At 64.8% G+C, this 19,834-nt stretch carries 16 protein-coding genes; 7 read left to right on the plus strand and 9 right to left on the minus strand.

Translation table 11 applies throughout. The annotated features are described in order from the left end of the window. Window positions 1-132 (plus strand): transposase (locus FJ039_10785; protein ID MBM4406640.1); only part of this gene is annotated, 132 nt, incomplete at its 5' end. Between the two features lie 375 nt (window positions 133-507). On the opposite strand, the gene FJ039_10790 is transcribed toward FJ039_10785, so the two are convergent. Continuing rightward, window positions 508-1,773, minus strand: a complete 1,266-nt coding sequence (locus FJ039_10790; protein ID MBM4406641.1) for a hypothetical protein — start codon at window positions 1,771-1,773, stop codon at window positions 508-510. Between the two features lie 439 nt (window positions 1,774-2,212). Between FJ039_10790 and FJ039_10795 the strand changes: the two genes are divergently transcribed. After that, complete coding sequence (locus FJ039_10795; protein ID MBM4406642.1) at window positions 2,213-4,243, plus strand: elongation factor G; 2,031 nt, start codon at window positions 2,213-2,215, stop codon at window positions 4,241-4,243. A gap of 849 nt (window positions 4,244-5,092) precedes the next feature. Here FJ039_10795 and FJ039_10800 read toward each other — a convergent pair. The 3 genes from FJ039_10800 to FJ039_10810 form a co-directional block, all read right to left on the minus strand. Continuing rightward, window positions 5,093-5,539: a hypothetical protein gene (locus FJ039_10800; GenBank protein ID MBM4406643.1), complete on the minus strand. Its 447-nt coding sequence runs from the start codon at window positions 5,537-5,539 to the stop codon at window positions 5,093-5,095. Window positions 5,540-5,762: 223 nt separating this feature from the next. Then, the gene (locus tag FJ039_10805; protein ID MBM4406644.1) at window positions 5,763-6,755 is read right to left on the minus strand and encodes an electron transfer flavoprotein subunit alpha/FixB family protein; all 993 of its coding nucleotides are present in this window, start codon (window positions 6,753-6,755) and stop codon (window positions 5,763-5,765) included. 253 nt (window positions 6,756-7,008) lie between these two features. After that, window positions 7,009-7,809 (minus strand): electron transfer flavoprotein subunit beta/FixA family protein, encoded by an 801-nt coding sequence (locus tag FJ039_10810; protein ID MBM4406645.1) that lies wholly within the window; start codon window positions 7,807-7,809, stop codon window positions 7,009-7,011. Window positions 7,810-8,067: 258 nt separating this feature from the next. Between FJ039_10810 and FJ039_10815 the strand changes: the two genes are divergently transcribed. From FJ039_10815 to FJ039_10835, 5 genes are all read left to right on the plus strand, one after another. Further along, window positions 8,068-9,240: an amidohydrolase gene (locus FJ039_10815; GenBank protein MBM4406646.1), complete on the plus strand. Its 1,173-nt coding sequence runs from the start codon at window positions 8,068-8,070 to the stop codon at window positions 9,238-9,240. A gap of 2 nt (window positions 9,241-9,242) precedes the next feature. Beyond that, window positions 9,243-10,412, plus strand: a complete 1,170-nt coding sequence (locus tag FJ039_10820; GenBank protein ID MBM4406647.1) for an amidohydrolase — start codon at window positions 9,243-9,245, stop codon at window positions 10,410-10,412. Between the two features lie 151 nt (window positions 10,413-10,563). Next, the gene (locus tag FJ039_10825; GenBank protein ID MBM4406648.1) at window positions 10,564-11,664 is read left to right on the plus strand and encodes an amidohydrolase; all 1,101 of its coding nucleotides are present in this window, start codon (window positions 10,564-10,566) and stop codon (window positions 11,662-11,664) included. Window positions 11,665-11,685: 21 nt separating this feature from the next. Next, window positions 11,686-12,519 carry an alpha/beta hydrolase gene (locus FJ039_10830; GenBank protein MBM4406649.1) on the plus strand — a complete coding sequence of 278 codons (834 nt, stop codon included), beginning with the start codon at window positions 11,686-11,688 and terminating at the stop codon, window positions 12,517-12,519. A gap of 195 nt (window positions 12,520-12,714) precedes the next feature. After that, window positions 12,715-13,377 carry a hypothetical protein gene (locus tag FJ039_10835; GenBank protein ID MBM4406650.1) on the plus strand — a complete coding sequence of 221 codons (663 nt, stop codon included), beginning with the start codon at window positions 12,715-12,717 and terminating at the stop codon, window positions 13,375-13,377. 38 nt (window positions 13,378-13,415) lie between these two features. Here the strand turns inward: FJ039_10835 and FJ039_10840 are convergent, their stop codons facing one another. The 5 genes from FJ039_10840 to FJ039_10860 all read right to left on the minus strand — a co-directional run bounded on the left by FJ039_10840 (window position 13,416) and on the right by FJ039_10860 (window position 19,689). Next, window positions 13,416-15,266 (minus strand): ATP-binding cassette domain-containing protein, encoded by a 1,851-nt coding sequence (locus FJ039_10840; GenBank protein ID MBM4406651.1) that lies wholly within the window; start codon window positions 15,264-15,266, stop codon window positions 13,416-13,418. A gap of 9 nt (window positions 15,267-15,275) precedes the next feature. Then, on the minus strand, window positions 15,276-16,484 hold the full coding sequence (locus FJ039_10845; protein ID MBM4406652.1) for a 23S rRNA (adenine(2503)-C(2))-methyltransferase RlmN: 1,209 nt from the start codon (window positions 16,482-16,484) through the stop codon (window positions 15,276-15,278). Beyond that, on the minus strand, window positions 16,481-17,158 hold the full coding sequence (locus FJ039_10850) for an HAD-IA family hydrolase (protein ID MBM4406653.1): 678 nt from the start codon (window positions 17,156-17,158) through the stop codon (window positions 16,481-16,483). The genes FJ039_10845 and FJ039_10850 overlap by 4 nt, the downstream gene beginning before the upstream one ends. A gap of 88 nt (window positions 17,159-17,246) precedes the next feature. Next, a complete protein-coding gene (locus tag FJ039_10855) occupies window positions 17,247-19,025 on the minus strand; it encodes a phosphoenolpyruvate carboxykinase (GTP) (GenBank protein MBM4406654.1) in 1,779 nt (592 codons plus the stop codon). 250 nt (window positions 19,026-19,275) lie between these two features. After that, a complete protein-coding gene (locus tag FJ039_10860) occupies window positions 19,276-19,689 on the minus strand; it encodes a VOC family protein (protein MBM4406655.1) in 414 nt (137 codons plus the stop codon). Between the last annotated feature and the right edge of the window lie 145 nt (window positions 19,690-19,834).

Here is a 19,834-nt window from a genome sequence, read left to right on the forward strand (position 1 = left end):
GAGGTGCTCCTCGGACAGTGGAGGCGAATCTACAACGAGGTCCGGCCCCACAGCGCCCTCGGCTACCGCCCGCCAGCGCCTGAGGCGATGTTGCCACGACTGGCGTTCAGCAGTTCCGCCGGACTAACATAGCGAGTGGTACAAAGTCTGGGGGCAGGTCAAAACCTCAACTGGAATTCGGACTTCAACGAAATCCTTTATTAACGTCTTAATGTTATCAATAGACACGTTCAATCACCTCCTCCTAGGTTACCAGTGTCCAGGAGGTGATGAACCCCGTTAAGTCCTGGCTGAAAGGTGGTAACAAACTTATCATCTGGATCAAAGACAAAAACTGTACTGACCCACTTCAATTTGGACAGGCCGATTCGGCATTTCGCTCGACCCATTGTACGTAAGATTCTGGCGGTGGCTGCATTCCAAGGTTGTGTGGGTGTCTCTCGATTCTCGGTCGTAGTCTTCAATCTCGATGCATACAGCTGCAACGCTGCCCCCTCGCTCCCCTCCTTATCCTCCCTCCCCCGAGTCCCGCTCCAGCTGCCGCGCCTTCGTGTAGTCCGCCACATGGCGCAGGAAGCCGCCCACGTCGTCGTAGCCCTTGCGCACCGCCGCCAGCTGCCCGCCGATCGGGCTCACCGACCCGGGCGAATCGGCATAGCTGCCGTGGAAGGCGAAGTACGCTTGGTTCAGCTTCCGGAAGAAATACCCGTGCTGCGCGAAGAGCTCCCGCCGCCCCTCCATGTATGCCTCTGCCTCCTCGATCTTCCCCTCCCCCAGGAGACGCTCCGCCGTCAGCCGCGTCTCCTGCATCGCCGACCGGAAGTCGAAGACGTTCGGGTCCGGCGTCGCAGGCGGCCTCGCGCGCTCCAGGTCCTCCATCTCCATCTGGCGAATCTCCTCCGGCGTCGCGAAGTAGCGCTTGTAGACCGCACGCCCGATCTCCCGCCCCACGATGTCCGCCACCGTCTCATTGATCGTGGTCAGCTCCCCCGAGTCCCAATAGGCGCGCCCTAGGGGATGGTAGAAGAGATAGTGGTGCGTCCACTCGTGGGCCGCGGTGGTCAGCGCCTGCCGCAGCGAATAGTCGCCGCTCACGAAGGCCGGGTACGTCGCCACGCCGCCGATGTTTTCCACCAGCGTCGAGACGTTCCGGCGGTCGAGCTTCGCCTCCAGCGCCTCCATCTCCTCGAACGAGATATGCGGGTCCAGCAGGCGCGTCTTCACCAGCTCGATGCGGTCCCGGCGCGAAACCACCAGCGTCTTCGGCAGCGTCTCCAGGCGGATATCCACCGGCGGCCAAAAGAGGCGCGTCCACAGGAAATTGCGATAGACCTTCGCCTCCTTCAGCTCCTTCGTGAGCATCCCCTCCAGCGTCTCCTCCACATCCGCCACCAACTTCCCCTGTCGGCGTCGCTTCTCCTTCAGCTCGGCCTCCAGCGCGACGACATCCTCATCCTTGAAGAAGCCCGCCTTCGCCTGGTTCAGCCGGAACTCCACCTCGTTGATGCGCTCCGTCAGCGCGAAGTACGACTTCACCTTCGCGATGCGTGATGCCTCCGTCTCTCCGGTCCGCCCAAACTCCGCCGCCAGGTGCAGCCACTTCCTCGGGAAGTTTTCGATCTCCCACCCCGGCACATCGAACGTGTGCCGCTTCGAGGTCTGTAGGATGGCGTCCCCGGCAAAGAGGCTATCGCCCCCCAGGAAGACGATCCCCAGCGCCAACAGCAACCCCCAGACGACTTTCCTCAAACTTGCCCTTCGCATCGTGCGCATAAGCCTACCACCTGTCAGCCCCCTCCCACTTTCATCGTAGGCCCCCTTGGTTATTGCGAACGCCTCCGCCCACACAAGCGAAATGCCCCTTTCGAAGATTCCGGTCTGCCGGAACCACTCTCAGGGAGGGGGTTAGGGGGTAGGTCGTCCCCTCTTCCTCTTGCTTCTCGTCCAAGGATGTGCGAGACGCTTCGCCATTTATTGCAGTTTCCTCTGCAAGTTCAGCTAATTGCCTCTCTGGCTATTGCGAACGCCTCCGCCCACACAAGCGAAATGCCCCTTTCGAAGATTCCGGTCTGCCGGAACCACTCTCAGGGAAGGGGTTAGGGGTTAGGTTCCCCTCCCCTGTCGCAAAACGACGTAATTCCCCTTCATCTTGAACCCTTCTGCCCGGAGGGCTACAATCCCTCTCCCGATTCCTGGAAGGAGGCGTACCGCTATGCAGGTTTACGCAACCGATGCCATCAGGAATGTCGTCCTGCTCTCTCACGGCGGTGCCGGGAAGACGACGCTCGCCGAGGCCATGCTCCACACCTCCGGCGTCATCTCCCGCATGGGCCGCGTGGAAGAGGGCACCACCACCGCCGACTACGAGCAGGAAGAGATCGAGCGGCGCACCAGCGTCAGCCTCGCCATCGCTCCTTGTGAGGTGGCCGGCGTCAAGCTCAACCTCATAGACGTCCCCGGCTACGCCGATTTCTCCGGCGACGCCCATTCCGGCATCGCCGCCGCCGATTGCGCCGCCATCGTCGTCAGCGCCGTGGACGGCGTCGAGGTCGGCACCGAGGCCTTCTGGAAGAAGGCCGAAGCCGCAGGTCTCCCCCGGCTCATCGTCGTCAACAAGATGGATCGTGAGAACGCCGACTTCTTCCGCACGCTGACCGCCATCCAGAGCCGCCTGGGCCGCCAGTGCGTTCCCGTCTTTCTCCCCCAGGGCGCGGTGCAGTCCTTCAGCGGCGTCACCAACCTCCTCAACCCGGCCGACCTGGGGAAAGACCCCCGCTTCGCCGAGTTCCGCGACGCGCTTACCGAGGTGGCCGCCGAAGCCGACGACGCCCTGACGGAGAAGTACCTGGAGAAGGGCGGCCTGGAGCAGGAGGACCTGCAGAGGGGCGTGAAGCTCGGCCTCCTGAAGGGCACGCTCTGCCCGGTGCTGGTCACGGCGGCATTGAAGGAGATCGGCGTCAGGGAGGCCCTCGATTTCCTGGGGAAGTTCGCCCCGTCGCCGGGTGAGCGTCCCGCCGTGGAGGTCGAAAGCTCCGGGAAGAAGGCCGCCTTATCGCCCAAGTCGGGACCGGCGGCGGCCCTCGTCTTCAAGACCAGCGCCGACCCGTATGTGGGCAAGCTCTCCTATGTGCGCGTGGTGAGCGGCGTGCTGAAGAGCGATTCCCAGGTGTGGAATGCCGCCAAGGGCCAGCAGGAGCGCATCGGCCAGGTGTTCATCATGCGCGGCAAGCACCAGGAGCCCATCGCCCAGCTGAGCGCGGGGGACATCGGCGCGATACCCAAGCTCCAGCACACCAGCACCGGCGAGACCCTCTGCGCCCGGGAATCGCCTGTGGCGGTCCCCATGCCGCCCTTCCCCGGGGCCATCTATAGCGTCGCCATCGCCCCCAAGACCAAGGCCGATATGGACAAGATGGGCGCCGCCGTCACGCGGCTCGTCGAGGAGGACCCGAGCCTCCACTTCAGCCGCGACCCGGCGACGGGCGAATCGGTGCTGGGGAGCCAGGGAGACGCCCATATAGACGTGGCGGTGAAGAAGCTCAAGCGCAAGTTCGGCGTGGACGTCCTCACCTCGGTGCCGCGGGTGCCGTACCGGGAGTCCATCGCCTCCAAAACCGTGGCCGAGTACCGGCACAGGAAGCAATCGGGAGGCCACGGGCAGTACGGCCACGTCGTCCTCGAGATCGAGCCGCAGCCCCGGGGCGCAGGCGTCGCCTTCGAGGTGAAAGTCGTCGGCGGCTCGGTGCCCAAGGAGTTCATCCCGGCGGTGGAAAAGGGCGTGATGGAGGCCGTCCACCAGGGGCCCCTTTCGGGCAATCCCATCGTGGACGTGAAGGTCGTCCTCACGGACGGCTCGTCGCACCCGGTGGACTCATCGGGCATGGCCTTCCAGATCGCTGCCATCCAGTGCCTCAAGAAGGGCATCCAGCAGGCGACGCCGGTGATCCTGGAGCCGATCATGAGCTTCAAGATCACGGTGCCGGACAGCGCCACCGGGGACGTGATGGGCGACCTGAACGCGAAGCGCGGGCGCGTCCTGGGGATGAACCCCGAGGGCGGCTATACGACGGTCGAGGCGATGGCGCCCCTGGCGGAGATGCAGAAGTACGCCATCACCCTGCGCTCCATGACCCAGGGCCGGGGCGTCTACGCCATGGCCTTCGACCACTATGAGCCGGTGCCTGCGCACCTGGCGCAGAAGATCATCGCGGCCAGCGCCGCCCAGCACGCCGTGGCGGTGTAGGGGCGCGGGGCACGTGCCCTCACTCCGAGTGTCGCACCGGAGCACGCGCCCCCCGGTTCGGGATGTGAAACGTCCTGGGAATCACTTTCGGCTATTGACATCATGCTAAATGATGTGATATGCATTTCTATGTAGGCCTTCGCCAGGACAGAGAGCCGGGGAGGCGGACCGATCGTCGGGGACGCGCGCGTGCGCCTCCGGCTTGTCGGGACGCCTCCCTTTCTTTTTGCCCCGCGACCAGGGTCGGCCGCCCTGGTTCGTGATGGCAAGGGCAACCAAATCGTTGCGTGGGCGGATTCGGTGCGGACGATAAGTGCGGAACAGATGAGGTGCACGAACGTGGTCCGGAAGCGAAAGTGAAAAAACAATAGCTCACATGCGAGGTTGACCGGCTGACGCGAGTCGCCGTGCATGCTCGAAAGAGCGCCCTGACCGTTGCGGCTCCATCCGTAGCTTCGGGGCCGCGTCGGCTCGGGACACCGTGGGCGAGCTCTGGCTCCTGCCAGGGCGTGCAGCGCAAGGATAGAGAGGGTGGAGCAGCCGCCCTCCCGATTCCTGGCGCGTTAGAGCCTCGCAGTCTCGGCCCGAGACGAATGACTCATGCCTGCGATAAACGGAAAGCCTGAACAAAAAACCGGACCGCCCACGCAACGCTCGCAACCGATCAAACCAGAGTATGGACCGTGAAAGGGGCAAAAAGATGGACCGAAGTATAACTACGGAGACCCTGATGTAAGGTCTTGCCTCGAAAGTGGAAGTTGGTGCTGAGTCACACCTCATCCCTCGCCCCGTCGAGGGAGAGGTGAGGGGGCACAACTACAATTCAATCGACCTTTTGGGACAAAGCCCCTACCGCTTCGGTCTTGGGCTTTCCCAGATGGTGTGGTACTGGTTGCCGGTGATGGCGGAGGCCAGCTCGGCCGCCTCCAGGGCGCGGAGCTGCTTGAGGGCGGCGTCGCAGGCGGAGACGGCGCCGATGTGGCCCGAGGCGGTGAGGCGCTCGATGAGCTTTTCCCAGACGCCGAGCCGCAGGAGGCTGTCCACGTACTTGGGCCAGGGGATGATGGCCGCCTTCTCCGGCTGGGGGAAGCGCGGGCGCAGGCGGCGGATGCTCTTGAAGCGCTCCTCCGCGGACTTGGCCATGGGCAGGATCTTCACAACGGGCGGGTCCTCCACGTCGTACCGCATGTCGAAGATGAGGGTCTTACGGAGCAGGGGGAAATGCAGGCAGAGGACTTCAGCCGACTTGATGTTGCTGAAGATCTCGTCGAGGTCTATGCGGAAGTTGCCGTCCATAATCCCCCAGTTCCACCGAGAGTCAAAGGATTCCGCCCTTGTACCGTCATTCTACTCCCTCTCTCTTGTATTCTCTCCCGCACCCGGCTCGGAAGCCTGGGGAGAGAAGGGGGAGGGGACTATTGATTCGCTTAGCTCCAGCTCAACTCACCCCTCGCCCTTGACGGGAGAGGAACTCGACTCCGGTCTGCCGGAGCCGAGAGGAGAGGGTGAGCTATGACTCCTACGAGCCGCGGAGCTCCCGGCACATCTCGATGAACGAGGGAAGGACCTCGTTCCAATCGCCGACGACGCCGTAGCGGGACTCCTTGAAGATATTGCTGTCCTTGTCCTTGTTGATGGCGATGATGGTCTTGGCGCCGGAGCAGCCGGCCATGTGCTGGCTGGCGCCCGAGATGGCGACGGCGATGTAGAGGTCCGGGGTGACGGTCTTGCCCGTGAGTCCCACCTGGAAGGTGGCGGGCAGCCAGCCGGCATCGCAGACGGCGCGGCTTGCGCCCACTGCGCCGCCCAGGATCTTGGCAAGCTCTTCCAGCTTCTTGAAGGGCTCGGGGCCGCCGAGGCCCCGGCCTCCGGAGACGACGACCGCCGCATCCTCCAGGCGGATGCCGGTGGACTCCTGCTTCTTGACCTCCGTGACCTTCACCTTGACCTTGGCCTGGTCCAGGTGGACGTCCAGCTTGTGGACGGCGCCCTGGTGGCCATCGTTGCGCGGGGCGGCCTCGAAGGCCTTGGCGCGGATGGCGGCGAAATGCATGGCTGCGCCGGAGGCGAAGATGGAGCGGGCGTTGCCGCCATAGACGGGCTTGGCGGAGGTGAGCTTGCCGTCGGCGAAACCGAGCTCCACGCAATCGGGGGTGACGGAGCCGTGGTGTTTGAGGCCCAGCTTGGGCAGGAGGTCGCGGCCGGAATCGGTCTGGCCCATGAGGACGACCTTGGGATGGACGGTGGCGATGGCCTTTTCGGCCACCTGGACATAGGCGTCCGGCTGGTACTTGGCCAGGTCGGCATTCTCGAAGGTGTAGACGTCGCTTGCGCCGTGGGCGATGAGCTCCTTGGCGATGGCGTCCGTCCCCGTGCCGATGGCGAGGGCGCTGACCTTGCCGCCGACGCCGCCGTGGGCGAGCTTGGCGCCGATGGCCAGGGCCTCTTTCGTGACGCCTGCCAGTTTGCCGTCCTTCGTCTCCGCGATAACCAGTACGCCTTGGTTCGACATGTCTTTCTCCTCTTATAGGGCGGGGCTCAGCCCTGGCTTTGCCATCCCTGACGGGCCGCCCCTACGGATTTGCTAAATCTTCTCCGGAGCCCCCTCTCTTCTATTCTCTCCCGCGTCGGACTCCGGTATGCCGGAATCCTGGGGAGAGAGGAGGAGGGGGCGCTGTTCGGTTCCTTTTTCTTTAGTGCCGCTTCCTGTCGCCTCGCCCTTGATGGGAGAGGAACTCGAGCGCAGCCCGAGAAGAGAGGGTGAACTAGATCAGTTTCGCCTCGCGCAGTTTCAGGGCCAGCTTCTTGCCGGCATCGGCGGCGTTCTCGCCCTCGATGAATTCGCAGACCTTCTCGGTCACGGGGATGAAGGTCTTGGCCGTATCGGTGACGCGGCCCTTGGCGCCCAGCTTGGCGGCATCGGCGCCGATATCGGCGGCCGTCCAGACCTTGGGCTGCTTGCGGCCGGCCTGCATGATGCCGCGAAGCGTGGGGTAGCGCGGCTCGCCGAGCTCGTTGCTGACGGTGATGAGGGCGGGCGTTGTGGTCTCCACCACTTCGCTGCCATCGGTGCGGACGCGCTCCACGATCACCTTCTTCTCGGCGACGTCCACGCTCTTGCCGAGGGTGACGCAGGGCAGGCCGAGCATCTCGGCGACGGCCGGGCCGACGAGGCCGCGGTCGGTATCGGAGGCCTGGCGGCCGCAGATGATCAGGTCGAACTCGCCGACCTTCTTGACGGCCTGGGAGAGGGCGTGGGCGATGGAGTAGGCGTCCCCCTCTTCGAAGGCGTCGTCCTGGAGGAGGATGAGCTCGTCGGCGCCCATGGAGAGGGGCTTCTTGATGACATCGAGGACGAGGTTCTTGCCGAGGGAGATGACGGTGACGGTGCCGCCGTGGCGCTCCTTGAGGCGGAGGGCCGCTTCGACGGCGTTCTCATCGAAGCCGTTGACGACGGGGGCGACGTTGGGAACGGGGACCGGCTTGTTGGTGGCCGGGTCTATCTTGAAGTTGGCCCGAGGCGTCTCGGGGTCCATGACCTGCTTGGCAAACACGATGATCTTCATACGCGGGCGTCATCCTTTCTCAGAGTCGCCGGGCACGAAAAAACTGGGCGCGCAGCTAGGCCCAGTAGTCCGAGGGGCAGGGAATACTCTACAACCGTGCCCCTGGGGTGTCAAGGTAAATGCAAGGGTAAACGGAGCAGGGAATATAGGAAGACAGGGACGCAGGAGCGTAGTGTATTACGCCGCAACCGCTTCCGTAGACCCCCCTGTGCGCCTGTGCTATATTCCGGCCACACCCCAGGGCCGCAGAGGTGCATCGTGGCTGTATCCGGCTTCACCGTGATCGATGCGGACGGGCATGTCTTCGAGACGAACCGCCTCTACGACCTCTTCACCGAGCGCTATATGGCGCCGCAGTATGCCGCCGCCTTCAAGGCGCTGCTGGCGAAGGCGCGCGCGGCCTGGAGGCGCGGCGGCGAGGTGCCCACAGTCAATATCTGGGCGGTGGAGGGCCGGGAGCGCGTGCTGGGCTGGAGCCGCCCCATGGGGCCGGGCACGGCCACGGCGATTGACTTCCGCGGCGGCGGCCTGAAGCCGGGGACGGAGGCGGCCAAGGCGCCGCTGGACCCCATCGGACGGCTGCGGGATATGGACAGGGAAGGGATAGACATCTCGGTGATCTACCCAAGCTCCCTGGCCTCCTTCTGCGCCCTGGGCGATACCGGGCTGGAGGCCTCCATCTATGAGGCCTACAACCGGTGGCTGGCCGACTATTGCAACGCCGATTCGCGGCGGCTGAAGTATGTGGCCGTCGTCTCGCTAAGGGACATCGGCAAGGCGGTGGCGGAGATCGAGCGGACGGCGAAGGACAACGTGGTGGTGGGCGTCTACTGCCAGACGCACATGGGCGAGAGGCAGCTCGACCAGCCGCACTTCTACCCGATATGGGAGGCGGCGCTGAAGCACAATCTGCCCATCGCCGTCCACCATGCCAGCGCGGGCCTGCCGCCCTTTGGCGTGGGCGTCTTTGAGATGAACGAGAACTGGTTTTTGCAGCACGCCTCCAGCAATCCATTCGAGCAGATGCGAGCGATCTGCACGATGATCGGCGGGGGCATCTTTGAGAAGTTCCCGAAGCTGCAGGTGGCCTATCTCGAAGCGGGGTGCGGCTGGCTCCCTTACTGGCTGGACCGCCTGGACGAGCACTTCGCGCTGATGCCGAACTCGGTGCCGCTCTTGAAACATAAGCCCGGGGTGGTCTTCACGAAGGGCGGCTGTTACATCTCCTTCGAGCCAGGGGAGCGCATGCTGCCGTACACCATCAAGCACGTCGGCGACGACCGCATCGTCTTCGCCTCGGACTACCCGCACTTCGATGGGAAGTTCCCCGACTCGGTGCGGGCGGTGACGGAGCGGAAGGATATTCCGGAGAGCAGCAAGCGGAAGCTGTTGGGGGAGAATGCGCGGCGGCTGTATCCGAGGCTGGGATAATCATGGGACGATTTGGCTTTGATGTCATAGACGCCGACGGGCATATCTTCGAGTCGAGGGAGTTCTTCGAGCGGCTCCGCGATGACTACCTGGAGTCGCGGTACAAGAACGACTTTGCGGAGATGATGCGCCTGAGCATAGATCCGGCGACGGGGAAGATGGTCACGTCGCGGCTCTGGACGCACCGCTCCAAGGAGAAGGCGCTGGACCGGGTGCAGGCGCTGGGCGGCGGCCCCGCGGGGCCCGAGCGCCCGGAGCGCGGCGAGGGCCGCAAGCCGGGGACGCGCGCCGTCTTCGATACGCTGGACGCGAAGGGGCGCATGCTGGATATGGACGATGAGGGGATAGACGCATCCGTGACGTTCCCCAGCTCGATGATCGGCTTTTGCGCGCTCGATTCCACGGAGCTGGAGTCGGCGCTCTACCGGGCGTACAACCGCCTGATGGGCGACTACTGCGGCGCGAACCCCAAGCGCCTCAAGTATGTGGCGATGTTCTCCCAGCGGGACGTTGAGGACGGGGTCGCGGAGATCAAGCGCGTCACCGGGGACAGGACGGCGGTGGGCCTCTATACGCAGACGCACATGGAGGGCAAGCAGCTGGACACGCCGGCCTGGTATCCCTACTGGCAGGCGGCGCAGGAGGCTGGGCTGGCCGTGACCGTCCACCACGGGAGCGCGGGATTGCCTCCCTGGGGGCTGGGCGTCCACGAGATGGGCGGCAACTGGTTCCAGCAGCACGCCTCCGTCTTCCTCTACGAGCAGATGCGCGCCGCGGCGACGGTGATCGGCGGCGGTATCGCCGATATGTATCCAAGGCTGCCCTTCGTCTTTTTAGAATCGGGCTGCGGTTGGCTGCCCTTCTGGCTGGAGCGGCTCGACGAGCACTTCGAGGAGATGCCGCACTTCGTGCCGATGCTGAAGCGGAGGCCGAGCGAGGTCTTCACCACCGGCAAGTGCTTCATCTCCTTCGAGCCGGACGAGGCGATGCTGACGGACGTTGTTGAGGTGATGGGCGACCGGCATTTGGTCTATGCTTCCGACTATCCGCACTTTGACTGTCGCTTCCCGAACTCGGTGAAGGAAGTGGTGGAGAATAAGGGGATGAAGAAAGAGGCGAAGGCGCGGATATTGGCGGCGAATGCGAAGGATCTGTACCCGAGGCTGGGATAGGAGCAAGGAGCAGGGAAGAGGGGGAGGATATCCACTGAGGGCACGGAAAGAGCAAAAGAAAGATTCATGCGACCTAACCCCTTCCCTGCGAGGGAAGGGGAACTTTCCCCCAATCGGTAGGGGGAAAGCAGGAGATTAGAGGAGGAGAGCGATGCTGGATTATAAGATTATCTCGGCGGACGACCATATGGATATGATTGCGCTGCCGCCCATGCTCTGGTCGGAGCGGTTGCCGGCGCACCTGCGCGAGAAGGGGCCGAAGGTGGTGGCCCAGGCGAACGGGAACTTCTGGATGTACGAGGGAGAGGTGATCGGCTCCAGCGGCTTCCCGAAGGACCGCTCGTACCCCAGCGCCATCGTGCGCGCCGGGATCCCCGACGACGGCTTTCGCCCCTCGAACGCCAAGCTGCGCCTGCAGGATATGGACCGCGACGGCGTCTACGCCCACGTCATCTACGGCCCGCCGACCGGCCTGAAGATCAAGAATGCGGAGATGAAGGCGGCCTGCCTGGAGGTCTACAACACCTGGGCGGCGGAGTTTAACGGCATCGAGCCGGACCGCCTCTGCCTCCTGGCCTATCTGCCGATGCACTCGCCGACGGCGTCCGCCGCCGAGCTGAGGCGCGTGGCCAAGCTGGGCCACCGGGGCGCCATCTCCAGCTTCTTCGAGACAGTAGACCCGCTCTATGACGCCCAGTGGGACGTGCTGTGGAAGGCGGCGGAGGAGACGGGTGTCGCGCTGAGCGTCCACCTGGGCGGTGGGACGCACATGGTGCAGGCGAAGCCCGCCTCGTGGCACATGGCGGCCTTCGCGGCCGTCTCGCCCATGCAGATGGACGAGGTGCTGGCGGCGCTGATTTTCTCCGGGGCGCTGGAGCGGCACCCGAAGATGAAGCTGGTGCTGGGCGAATCGGGCCTGGGGTGGATCCCCTACGTGAAGGAGCGCCTGGACCACGAGTTCCACAACCACGGGCCGAACACCAGGGACTACCGCATCAAGGAGCTGCCGAGCGTGACCTTCGCACGGCAGGTCTACGCCACCTTCGAGGAGGACAAGCTGGGAATGAAGCTGCTGGACTACATCGGCGTGGACAACGTCATGTGGGCGAGCGACTACCCGCACCCGGACAGCACCTTCCCGCATTCGCGGAAGAAGATCGGGGAGCTGTTCACGGGGATCAGCCCTGAGGTGACGCGGAAGATCGTTTCGGAGACGGCGCGGAGGCTGTATAAGGTAGGACAAAAAGCGTAGAACGCTTCACGCAAAGGACATATGCCCCAACCTCCCCTCGCCAAATCCCTCACCGTCAACGGCCTCAAGCTCCACTACCTCGATTGGGGAGGCGGCGGCAAGCAGACGATCCTGCTCGTCCACGGCTTCGGCGGGAACTCCCAGAACTGGGCGCCCTTCGCCGAGCGGATGCGCGGCGATCACCGCGTCGTCGCCCTGGACCAGCGGGGCCACGGCGATAGCGACCACGCCCGGGAGGGCTACCCGGTGACGGCCTTCGCCGCCGACCTCCACGGCTTCGTCGCGGGCCTGGGCGTCGCGCCCGTCATCTGCATCGGCAACTCCCTGGGGGCGCGGAACAGCATCGCCTTCGCGGGGCAGTATCCGGGCGATGTGGCGAAGCTCATCCTGCTGGACGGCGGGCCGGAGATCCCGGAGAAGGTGACGAGCGCCTTCATCGCGCGGCTGCCCCAGCGGCCCAAGAGCTTCCCCGGCGAGCAGGCGGCGATCGACTACCTGAAGAAGGGGAACCCGGGGCACGGCGACGATTTCTACCGGCAGGTGGCGGCGAACATCCTCCGCAAAAACTGGGTGGGCCAGTATATCTGGAAGAACGACCCGGAGACCTCCTGGATCTACGAATCGTCGGTGCGCCAGGAGGCGCCCTACGTGTGGGAGCAGTTCGCGCGCATCGCCTGCCCGACGCTGGTGGTGCAGTGCGAGCACGGCCCGGACCTGCCCATCGGGACGGCGCAGAAGATGGCGGCGATGAACCCGAAGGCGCGACTGGTGCAGGTGAAGGGCGCGAGCCACGGCCTGCACCAGAACAAGCCGGAGGAGTTCGAGCGCATCGTGCGGGAGTTTTTGGGGAAGTGAAGAGGTTTCATCCACAGATAACACAGATGAAGAAGATTAGTAGAGGGGCAGCGGGCAGAGCGTATCCACTGAGAACACTGAGAGCACTGAACGGATCGGCGCCTGGTAAGATGAAGGGTGACCAGCATAGAGAGGCGGTCTCTCTCAGCAGCTGAAATGGGCCGTGCGCTGCGTGCGGATGAAGGGTAGCTAGGGATGTGCTATTCGGCGACGGCGAGCTTCGCGGCGGGCGGCTCCCTTGTGGTGGTTGGGGCGCTGACGCTGAGCAAGGCCAAGGGGAAGGCGGAGCTTCCCCTTGCCAGCACGCCGCTGCTCCTAAGCGTTCAGCAGATCCTCGAAGGTGCGGTCTGGAGCTCCTTTGACTCCCCCTCGTTGAACAGGGCAGCCACCCATGCCTTTCTCTCCTTCGCCCTCGTCCTTTGGCCGGTCTTCGTCCCCCTGGCTGTCGCGCTGATCGAAAGGAACCCCCTTCGCAGGCAGGCCCTTGGCGGCTTTGTGCTGATGGGCGTTGCCGTCGGCGCCTACCTCCTCTTCTACCTCGCGCGGGGGCCTGTCGCATCGCGCATCGAAAACCACAGCATCGCCTATGACGTGCCGTATCCCAACCCCTCGCTTGTGCTCGCCTTCTACCTGGTGGCAACCTGCGTGAGCTGTCTCTTCTCCAGCTACCGGATGGTGAACGTCCTTGGCGGCGCGCTCCTCTTTTCCGCCTTCATCGCCAATTGGGTGCGGGGCTATGCCTTCATCTCCGTCTGGTGCTTCTTCGCGGCGCTCGTTAGCGGCATCGTCCTTCTCCACGTGGTCTACGAAGGACGGAGAATCGCCGGGCTCCAGGGGCTTGCGGGCAGGCGGCTGTAACGCGGGCATGGGCCGTGGGTGCAGGCTCTGTGCCGCCGCTAGCCCGCCCACTCGGCCCAGGTCTTTTCCAGCAGCTCCTGGGTAGCCGTATGCTCCGCGCCCAGGCGGGCGATGGCGGCGAGGTCGCGCCGTTCCGTCGCGCTGTCCAGCTGAGCGTCAAGCTCTTTCAGCTTGCGCTCCAGCTCTGCGATGACCTCTTCAGTCTCCGGCGGTTTTGGCCCCTTGGCCTTCTTTCTCGCCACGGGCGGCTTCGGCGCCTCTTTCGCCTTCGGCTTTGGCGGAGAAGCTTGTGCGGCCTTCTCCTGCTCTTCCAACCACTCGTCAAAAGTCCCTTGGTAGAGGCGCATGGAGCCTTTTTCCACGAGCCAGAGCTGTTGGGCCAGAAGCGAGATGAACCGGCGGTCGTGGGAGACAAGGAGGAGCGTGCCGTCATAGTCTGTCAGCACGTCCTCGAGCGCGTCACGGCTGGGGATGTCCAGGTGGTTCGTCGGCTCATCAAGGACAAGCACATTGGGCTTGGTGATGAGGAGCCGCGCCAGGGCGAGGCGGCTTCGCTGGCCGCCGCTGAGGTCGCCCACGCGCTTTTCCGTCTCATCGCGCTGGAAGAGGAAGCGTCCAAGGTAGCGCCGCGCCTCTTCATGCTGCATCTGTTTGGCCTCCAAGAAGGCGTCCAGCACCGAGAGGCTTTCGGGCAGGTCTTCCAGCTTTTGGCGGAAATAACCCGGCTTGACGTTGACGCCCAGGGTCACGTCGCCGGCCAGGGGCGGCTGCTCGCCGAAGAGCGTTTTGATAAGCGTGGTCTTGCCGGCGCCGTTTCCGCCCAGGATGGCGATGCGCGCGCCGCGTTCCACGATGAGGTCGGGCACGGCGAAGAGCGTCACCGGCTCGCCATCGGCGGCAAAGCCCACCTTGAGGTTTTTGGCGCGCACCACGGCCTGCCCGGTGCGCGATGCGGAGGCGGAGGGGAGTGCGACGCGGCGCTCCGCCGCCGCGCCCTTCAGGCGCTCGAGGCGGTTGAGGCGCGTGAGCCTGCCCATCGCCTGGGCGGCCTTCTGCCCCGCGCGGTAGCGGCGGATGAACTCTTCCTCCTTCGCGATGAACTCCTGCTGCTGCTCGTACTGCTTCTGCTGGAAGGCCTCCGCCTCTTCCCTCAGGATGCGGTACTTGGTGTAGTTGCCCGGATATGACCTCAGCCTGCCGTGGCTTAGGTCCCATATCTCGGTGACGACTTTGTCCAGGAAGTACCGATCGTGGGAGACGACGATGAAGGCGTGGCTGAACTTGCCGAGGAAGCGCTCCAGCCAGGCGAGGCCTGCCAGGTCCAGGTGGTTGGTGGGCTCATCCAAGACCAGAAGATCAGGGTCGGCAAGGAGCGCCTTGGCCATGGCGGCGCGGGTCCGCTCGCCGCCGCTAGCCAGGGCGGCCGGGGTGTTGAGGGCATCGCGGGTCAGCCCCAGGCCCGCGGCGGTGCGCTCCACGGCGCTGTGGTAGTCATAGCCGCCGCGACTTTCGAAGGCGTGGAGCAGGTCGGCGTGGCGGCGTCCCGCCTCGGCGGAGCCGTTCGCCATTTCGGCGGCGGCCTCTTCGATCTGCTGCTCAAGGGCTTGAAGGCCGGCAAACGCGGAGAGGATCTCTTCGTAGAGGGTGCCGGTGGTGGTAAGGGGCGGCGCTTGGGGCACATAGCCGATGCGCAGTCCCTTGCTGTGGTGGATGGCGCCGCCATCCGGCTCCTGAGCGCCCGCGATGAGCCGCAGGAGCGAGGTCTTGCCGCTCCCGTTGGGGCCGACGATGCCGATGCGCGCCCCTTCGGCAATCTCACAATCGAGGCCGGAGAAGATCTCGCGATGGCCGTAGGCGACGGCTAGGTTTTCGCCGGAGAGGATTGCCATGGGAGCGCCCTAAAAGGCGGCGGGGACGCGCTCTTTCTCCCGGTGTTTGGTGCTGAGCTGGCCGCAGGCGGCGCGTATCTCGACGCCCTTCTCCACGCGGACGGTGGTGGCGATGCCGTAGCCCTCCACGATGCGCTGGAAGGCGATGACGGCATCGCGCTTGGGGCGGGAGAATGAGGCGTCGGTGGAGTTCACCGGGATCAGGTTCACGTGGCAGAGCATGCCGCGTAGCAGCTCGCCGAGCTCCCGGGCCAGCTCGGGCGAATCGTTGACGTTGTTGTTGAGGACGTACTCGAAGGTGATGCGGCGCTTGGTGGCTTCGATATAGGCGCGGCAGGCCGTCATCAGGTCGGCGATGGGGTACTTTTTGTTGATGGGGACCATGACGTCGCGGAGTTTGTCGTTGGGGGCGTGAAGGCTGACGGCCAGGTTCACCTGGAGCTTTTCCTTGGCGAGGGCGAGGATGCCCGGCACGATGCCGGAGGTAGAGATGGTCATGCGGCGCGCGCCGAGTGCGATGCCCTGCGGGTCGTGGAGGCGCTCGATGGCCTGCCACAGGTTGGCGTAGTTCAAGAGCGGCTCGCCCATGCCCATGAAGACGATGTTGGTGACAGGGAGGGCCTGTTCACCCTCTCTTTTATTCTCTCCCATCGAGGGAGAGAGGCTTTTGGAGTTGGTTATGGGGAGCGTGCTTTCGCCCTCTTTCGTCTTTTCTCCCGCCAAGGGGGAAGATGTGCTTTTCGGCTGTTGGTCGGCCAAGAGCTGGCGGGCGAAGTAGAGGACTTGGGCGACGATCTCCCCCGAGGTGAGGTTGCGCACGAAGCCCATCTGCCCGGTGGCGCAGAAGGGACAGCCGACGGCGCAGCCCGCCTGGGTGGAGACGCAGACGGTGCGGCGCTCGCGGCTCTCCGCCGTGAGGTCGTAGAGCATCAGCACCGATTCGATGACATTGCCGTCGTCCAGCTTCAGCAGGACTTTTCGCGTCAGGCCGTCGTCCGATTTCACCTCGCGGACGGCGGCGGGCAGTCGTATCTCCGCTCGCTCCGCCAGGCGCGCGCGAAGGTGCGCGGGGAGGTCGGTCATCGCCTCGATGGTTGCGGCGTTGCGTTTGTAGAGCCACGACCAGACCTGGCGCGCGCGGTAGGGCGGTTCGCCAAGCTCCGCCAGGAAGGCCGTGAGCTGGGGAAGCGAAAGCTCCAGGAGGTTGGCGCGGCTCATGGGCGTCGCAGCTCCAGGAGCGATGCGGGCTGGCGGGCGACGTAATCGGCGCGCAGGTGCGCGATGGCGGCGCCGGGCTCGTGGCCCCAGGTGGCGAGGCAGCTCCAGCAGTTCGCCGCCCGCGCCGATTCGATATCCGCGAAGCTATCGCCGACGACGAGGGTTTCGCGGGGGTCCGCGCCGAGCTGCCGCAGGGCCAGCAGCACCGGCTCCGGATGCGGCTTGTGGTTCGCCACGTCCTCATAGCCGACGACGATGGAGAAGAGGTCGCGGACGCCCATATCGGCGAGCTCTTGGGCCGCTCCCGCCGCGCGTCCGCCGTTGTCCAGCAGACGCTCCTTCTGGGTGACAACGCCCATGCGGACGCCGCGCCCGTGAAGCGTCTGCAACGTCTCCAAGACGCCTGCAAAGAGGACGACGTTCCCCGGCGCTTGGAGCCAGTAGGCGCTGACGTACTGATCGAAGAGGCTGTGGTCCAGCCCGGCGGAGACGCCCAGGGCCTGGAGGGAGTGGCGGAGCTGGCCGCCGCGCAGGCCCTTGATGAACTCCTCTGCCGTGGGCGAGGTGATGCCCGAGTGGACGAGGGCACGGTGCAGCGCCGCCTCCCTCGCGCGCAGGGTATCGGCGAGGGTATCGTCCAGGTCAAAGAGGATCGTGGAGAAGGAGAGGGACATACGGAGAAATTATAACGGTCGCGGGCATGGAAACAGAAACGGGAGGGTCGCCGACCCTCCCGTTTCTTCTGGTCGTATGGAAGTCGCGCTAGGCGTGGGCGGGCGTCTTCTCGCTCGATTCGAGCCGGGCCTTGAGGGCCAGGCTCTCCTGCCACATGGCCTTGGGGACGCGCTCGCCGAAGCCGGTGAAGAGCTTCTTTTGCCCTTCGACGGCCTTGAGCCAGCCGGCCCTGTCCACCGCCAGGAGTTCACGCAGGGTATCGGGGCTGACGTCCAGGCCCGTGATGTCCAGGCTGGAGGGCTTGGGCAGGTAGCCGATGGGCGTCTGGTCGGCCGTCACTTCGCCGTGGACGCGGCCGATAACCCAGCGCAGGACGCGCAGGTTCTCGCCGAAGCCGGGCCAGAGGTACTTGCCCTGGTCGTTCATGCGGAACCAGTTGACGCGGAAGACCTCCGGCGGGTGCCGCAGCCGCTTGCCGATGTTGAGCCAGTGGCCGAAGTAATCGCCCATGTGGTAGCCGCAGAAAGGCAGCATCGCCATGGGGTCGTCTCGGACGACGCCGACGGCGCCGGTGGCGGCGGCCGTGGTCTCGGAGGCCATGGTGGCGCCGAGGAAGACGCCGTGCTGCCAGTTGAATGCCTGGTACACCAGGGGAACAAGGTTGGCGCGCCGCCCGCCGAAGAGGATGGCGGAGATGGGGACGCCGTTGGGGTTCTCCCATTCGGGAGACATGGTGGGGCACTGGCGCGCTGGTGTCGTGAATCGAGAGTTGGGGTGCGCCGCCTTGGTGAGGCTCTGGGGCGTCCAGGGCTTGCCCTGCCAGTCTATGGCGGAATGTGGCGGCGAGCCGTCCATGCCCTCCCAGTACGGAGTCCTGTTGGCGGTCATGGCGACGTTGGTGAAGATGGAGTTGCGGTTCAGGGTCGCCATGACGTTGGGGTTCGTGCGGGAGTTGGTGCCGGGGGCCACGCCGAAGAAGCCGGCCTCCGGGTTGATGGCGTAGAGGCGGCCGTCGTCGCCGATATGCATCCAGGCGATATCCTCGCCAGCGGTCCAGACCTTGTAGCCCTTCTGGCTTGCGGGCGGGATCAGCATGGCGAGGTTGGTCTTGCCGCAGGCGCTGGGGAAGGCGGCGGCGATGTAGGTGGTGCGGCCGCTGGGCTCTTCGATGCCCAGGACGAGCATGTGCTCGGCGAGCCAGCCTTCCTTGCGCGCCTTCCAGCTGGCGATGCGCAGGGCGTGGCACTTCTTGGCCAGGAGGGCGTTGCCGCCATAGCCGGAGCCGATAGACCAGATCAGCTCCTCTTCCGGGAAGTGCGTGATGAAGCGCCGCTCCGGGCTCAGGTCGCCCAGGGAGTGGAGGCCGCGGACGAAATCCTTGGAGGAGCCGAGGCGATCGAGGGCGGGCTTGCCCATCCGCGTCATGATGCGCATGTTGACGACGACGTACGGGCTGTCCGTCAGCTCGACGCCGATCTTGCTATAGGGCGAGGTGACGGGGCCGAGGATATAGGGGACAACGTACATCGTGCGGCCCTTCATGGAGCCGGAGAAGAGGGCGCCGACCTTGGCCTTGGCCTCCGCCGGGTCCATCCAGTTGTTGTTGGGGCCGGCATCGTCCTTCACCTTGGTGCAGACGAAGGTGAGGTGCTCCGTGCGGGCGACGTCCGTGGGGTCGCTGCGATGGAGGTAGGAGTTGGGGTTGGCTTGGGGGTTCAGTTCGTGGAGGGTGCCGGCGCGAAGCATCTCCTTGATGAGCTGTTGGTTCTCGGCGTCAGAGCCGTCGCACCAGTGGATCTTGTCAGGCTTGGTGAGTGCGGCGCATTCGTCTACCCACTGTTGAAGGGGTGTCGGCACGTTGGTGATCTCCTATGAGAGAGGTTCCAGGATCGGAGGGGGTCTTTGCATTATATCGCCGGTTGCCAAATATATCTGTCGGCCGGGCTTTGCCCCAGGGGTTCTATGAACCGAGGTTCATGTGCTGTCAATCACCCTCTCCTTCCGCGTTCGCGGGGTCCTCTCCCATCAAGGGAGAGGCGGGTGTAGGAGTGTCGTCGGGCAGGCAGTAGCATCTGCACTTCAGGCTAAGGAGACACTCCTTGCCGCAGACGGATGGCTATTTGGGGTAGACCATGAACTCGATGAGGTTGCCGTCCGGGTCGAAGATGTAGACGCTGGTGCCCGTCACCGTGCCGCCCTTGCGGCCTCCGGGCCGGGGGACCGGCCCGTCCACGGGCGCGACGCCCGCCCGCTTGAGCATCGCCAGCACCTCTTCCACGGCGCCGTCCCAGACGAAGCAGAGGTCGCCGCAGCCGATGGCCGCTCCCTTGCCGCGCAGGTGGCCCTTCTTATCCGGCGGGTGGATGTTGATCTTATTGTTCGGGCCCACCTGCAGGGCGAAGATCTTCGCCTTGCCCTTGCGCCACTTATCGCGGTCAATGATGGTGAAGCCGAGGCTTTCATAGAAGGCGATGAACCGCTCGCAATCGGCGGTGGGCATGGCGACATGGTCAAAGCCGGAGACGGGCATGGGACCTCCTTGTGATGAGGCGCATTGTAGCTAAAGCGCCAACTGAAGAGTCAGCGACACTGAACCGCCCCGGGTTTGATGGAGGGCTCGTTTATTGAGTCCCGGCTCTTGCCGGGGCCAGTATAGCACCGTTGGTGGCCTCATA

The organism is Chloroflexota bacterium (genome assembly GCA_016875535.1).
In the GTDB taxonomy this organism is placed as follows: Bacteria; Chloroflexota; Dehalococcoidia; order SHYB01; family SHYB01; genus VGPF01.

Coding starts and splice junctions, on each gene's coding strand:
- FJ039_10850 (MBM4406653.1), bottom strand. CDS start 17,158: ATGTCCCTCTCCTTCTCCACGATCCTCTTTGACCTGGACGATACCCTC.
- FJ039_10790 (MBM4406641.1), bottom strand. CDS start 1,773: ATGCGCACGATGCGAAGGGCAAGTTTGAGGAAAGTCGTCTGGGGGTTG.
- FJ039_10795 (MBM4406642.1), top strand. CDS start 2,213: ATGCAGGTTTACGCAACCGATGCCATCAGGAATGTCGTCCTGCTCTCT.
- FJ039_10830 (MBM4406649.1), top strand. CDS start 11,686: ATGCCCCAACCTCCCCTCGCCAAATCCCTCACCGTCAACGGCCTCAAG.
- FJ039_10820 (MBM4406647.1), top strand. CDS start 9,243: ATGGGACGATTTGGCTTTGATGTCATAGACGCCGACGGGCATATCTTC.
- FJ039_10845 (MBM4406652.1), bottom strand. CDS start 16,484: ATGAGCCGCGCCAACCTCCTGGAGCTTTCGCTTCCCCAGCTCACGGCC.
- FJ039_10825 (MBM4406648.1), top strand. CDS start 10,564: ATGCTGGATTATAAGATTATCTCGGCGGACGACCATATGGATATGATT.
- FJ039_10840 (MBM4406651.1), bottom strand. CDS start 15,266: ATGGCAATCCTCTCCGGCGAAAACCTAGCCGTCGCCTACGGCCATCGC.
- FJ039_10805 (MBM4406644.1), bottom strand. CDS start 6,755: ATGTCGAACCAAGGCGTACTGGTTATCGCGGAGACGAAGGACGGCAAA.
- FJ039_10800 (MBM4406643.1), bottom strand. CDS start 5,539: ATGGACGGCAACTTCCGCATAGACCTCGACGAGATCTTCAGCAACATC.
- FJ039_10810 (MBM4406645.1), bottom strand. CDS start 7,809: ATGAAGATCATCGTGTTTGCCAAGCAGGTCATGGACCCCGAGACGCCT.
- FJ039_10835 (MBM4406650.1), top strand. CDS start 12,715: ATGTGCTATTCGGCGACGGCGAGCTTCGCGGCGGGCGGCTCCCTTGTG.
- FJ039_10860 (MBM4406655.1), bottom strand. CDS start 19,689: ATGCCCGTCTCCGGCTTTGACCATGTCGCCATGCCCACCGCCGATTGC.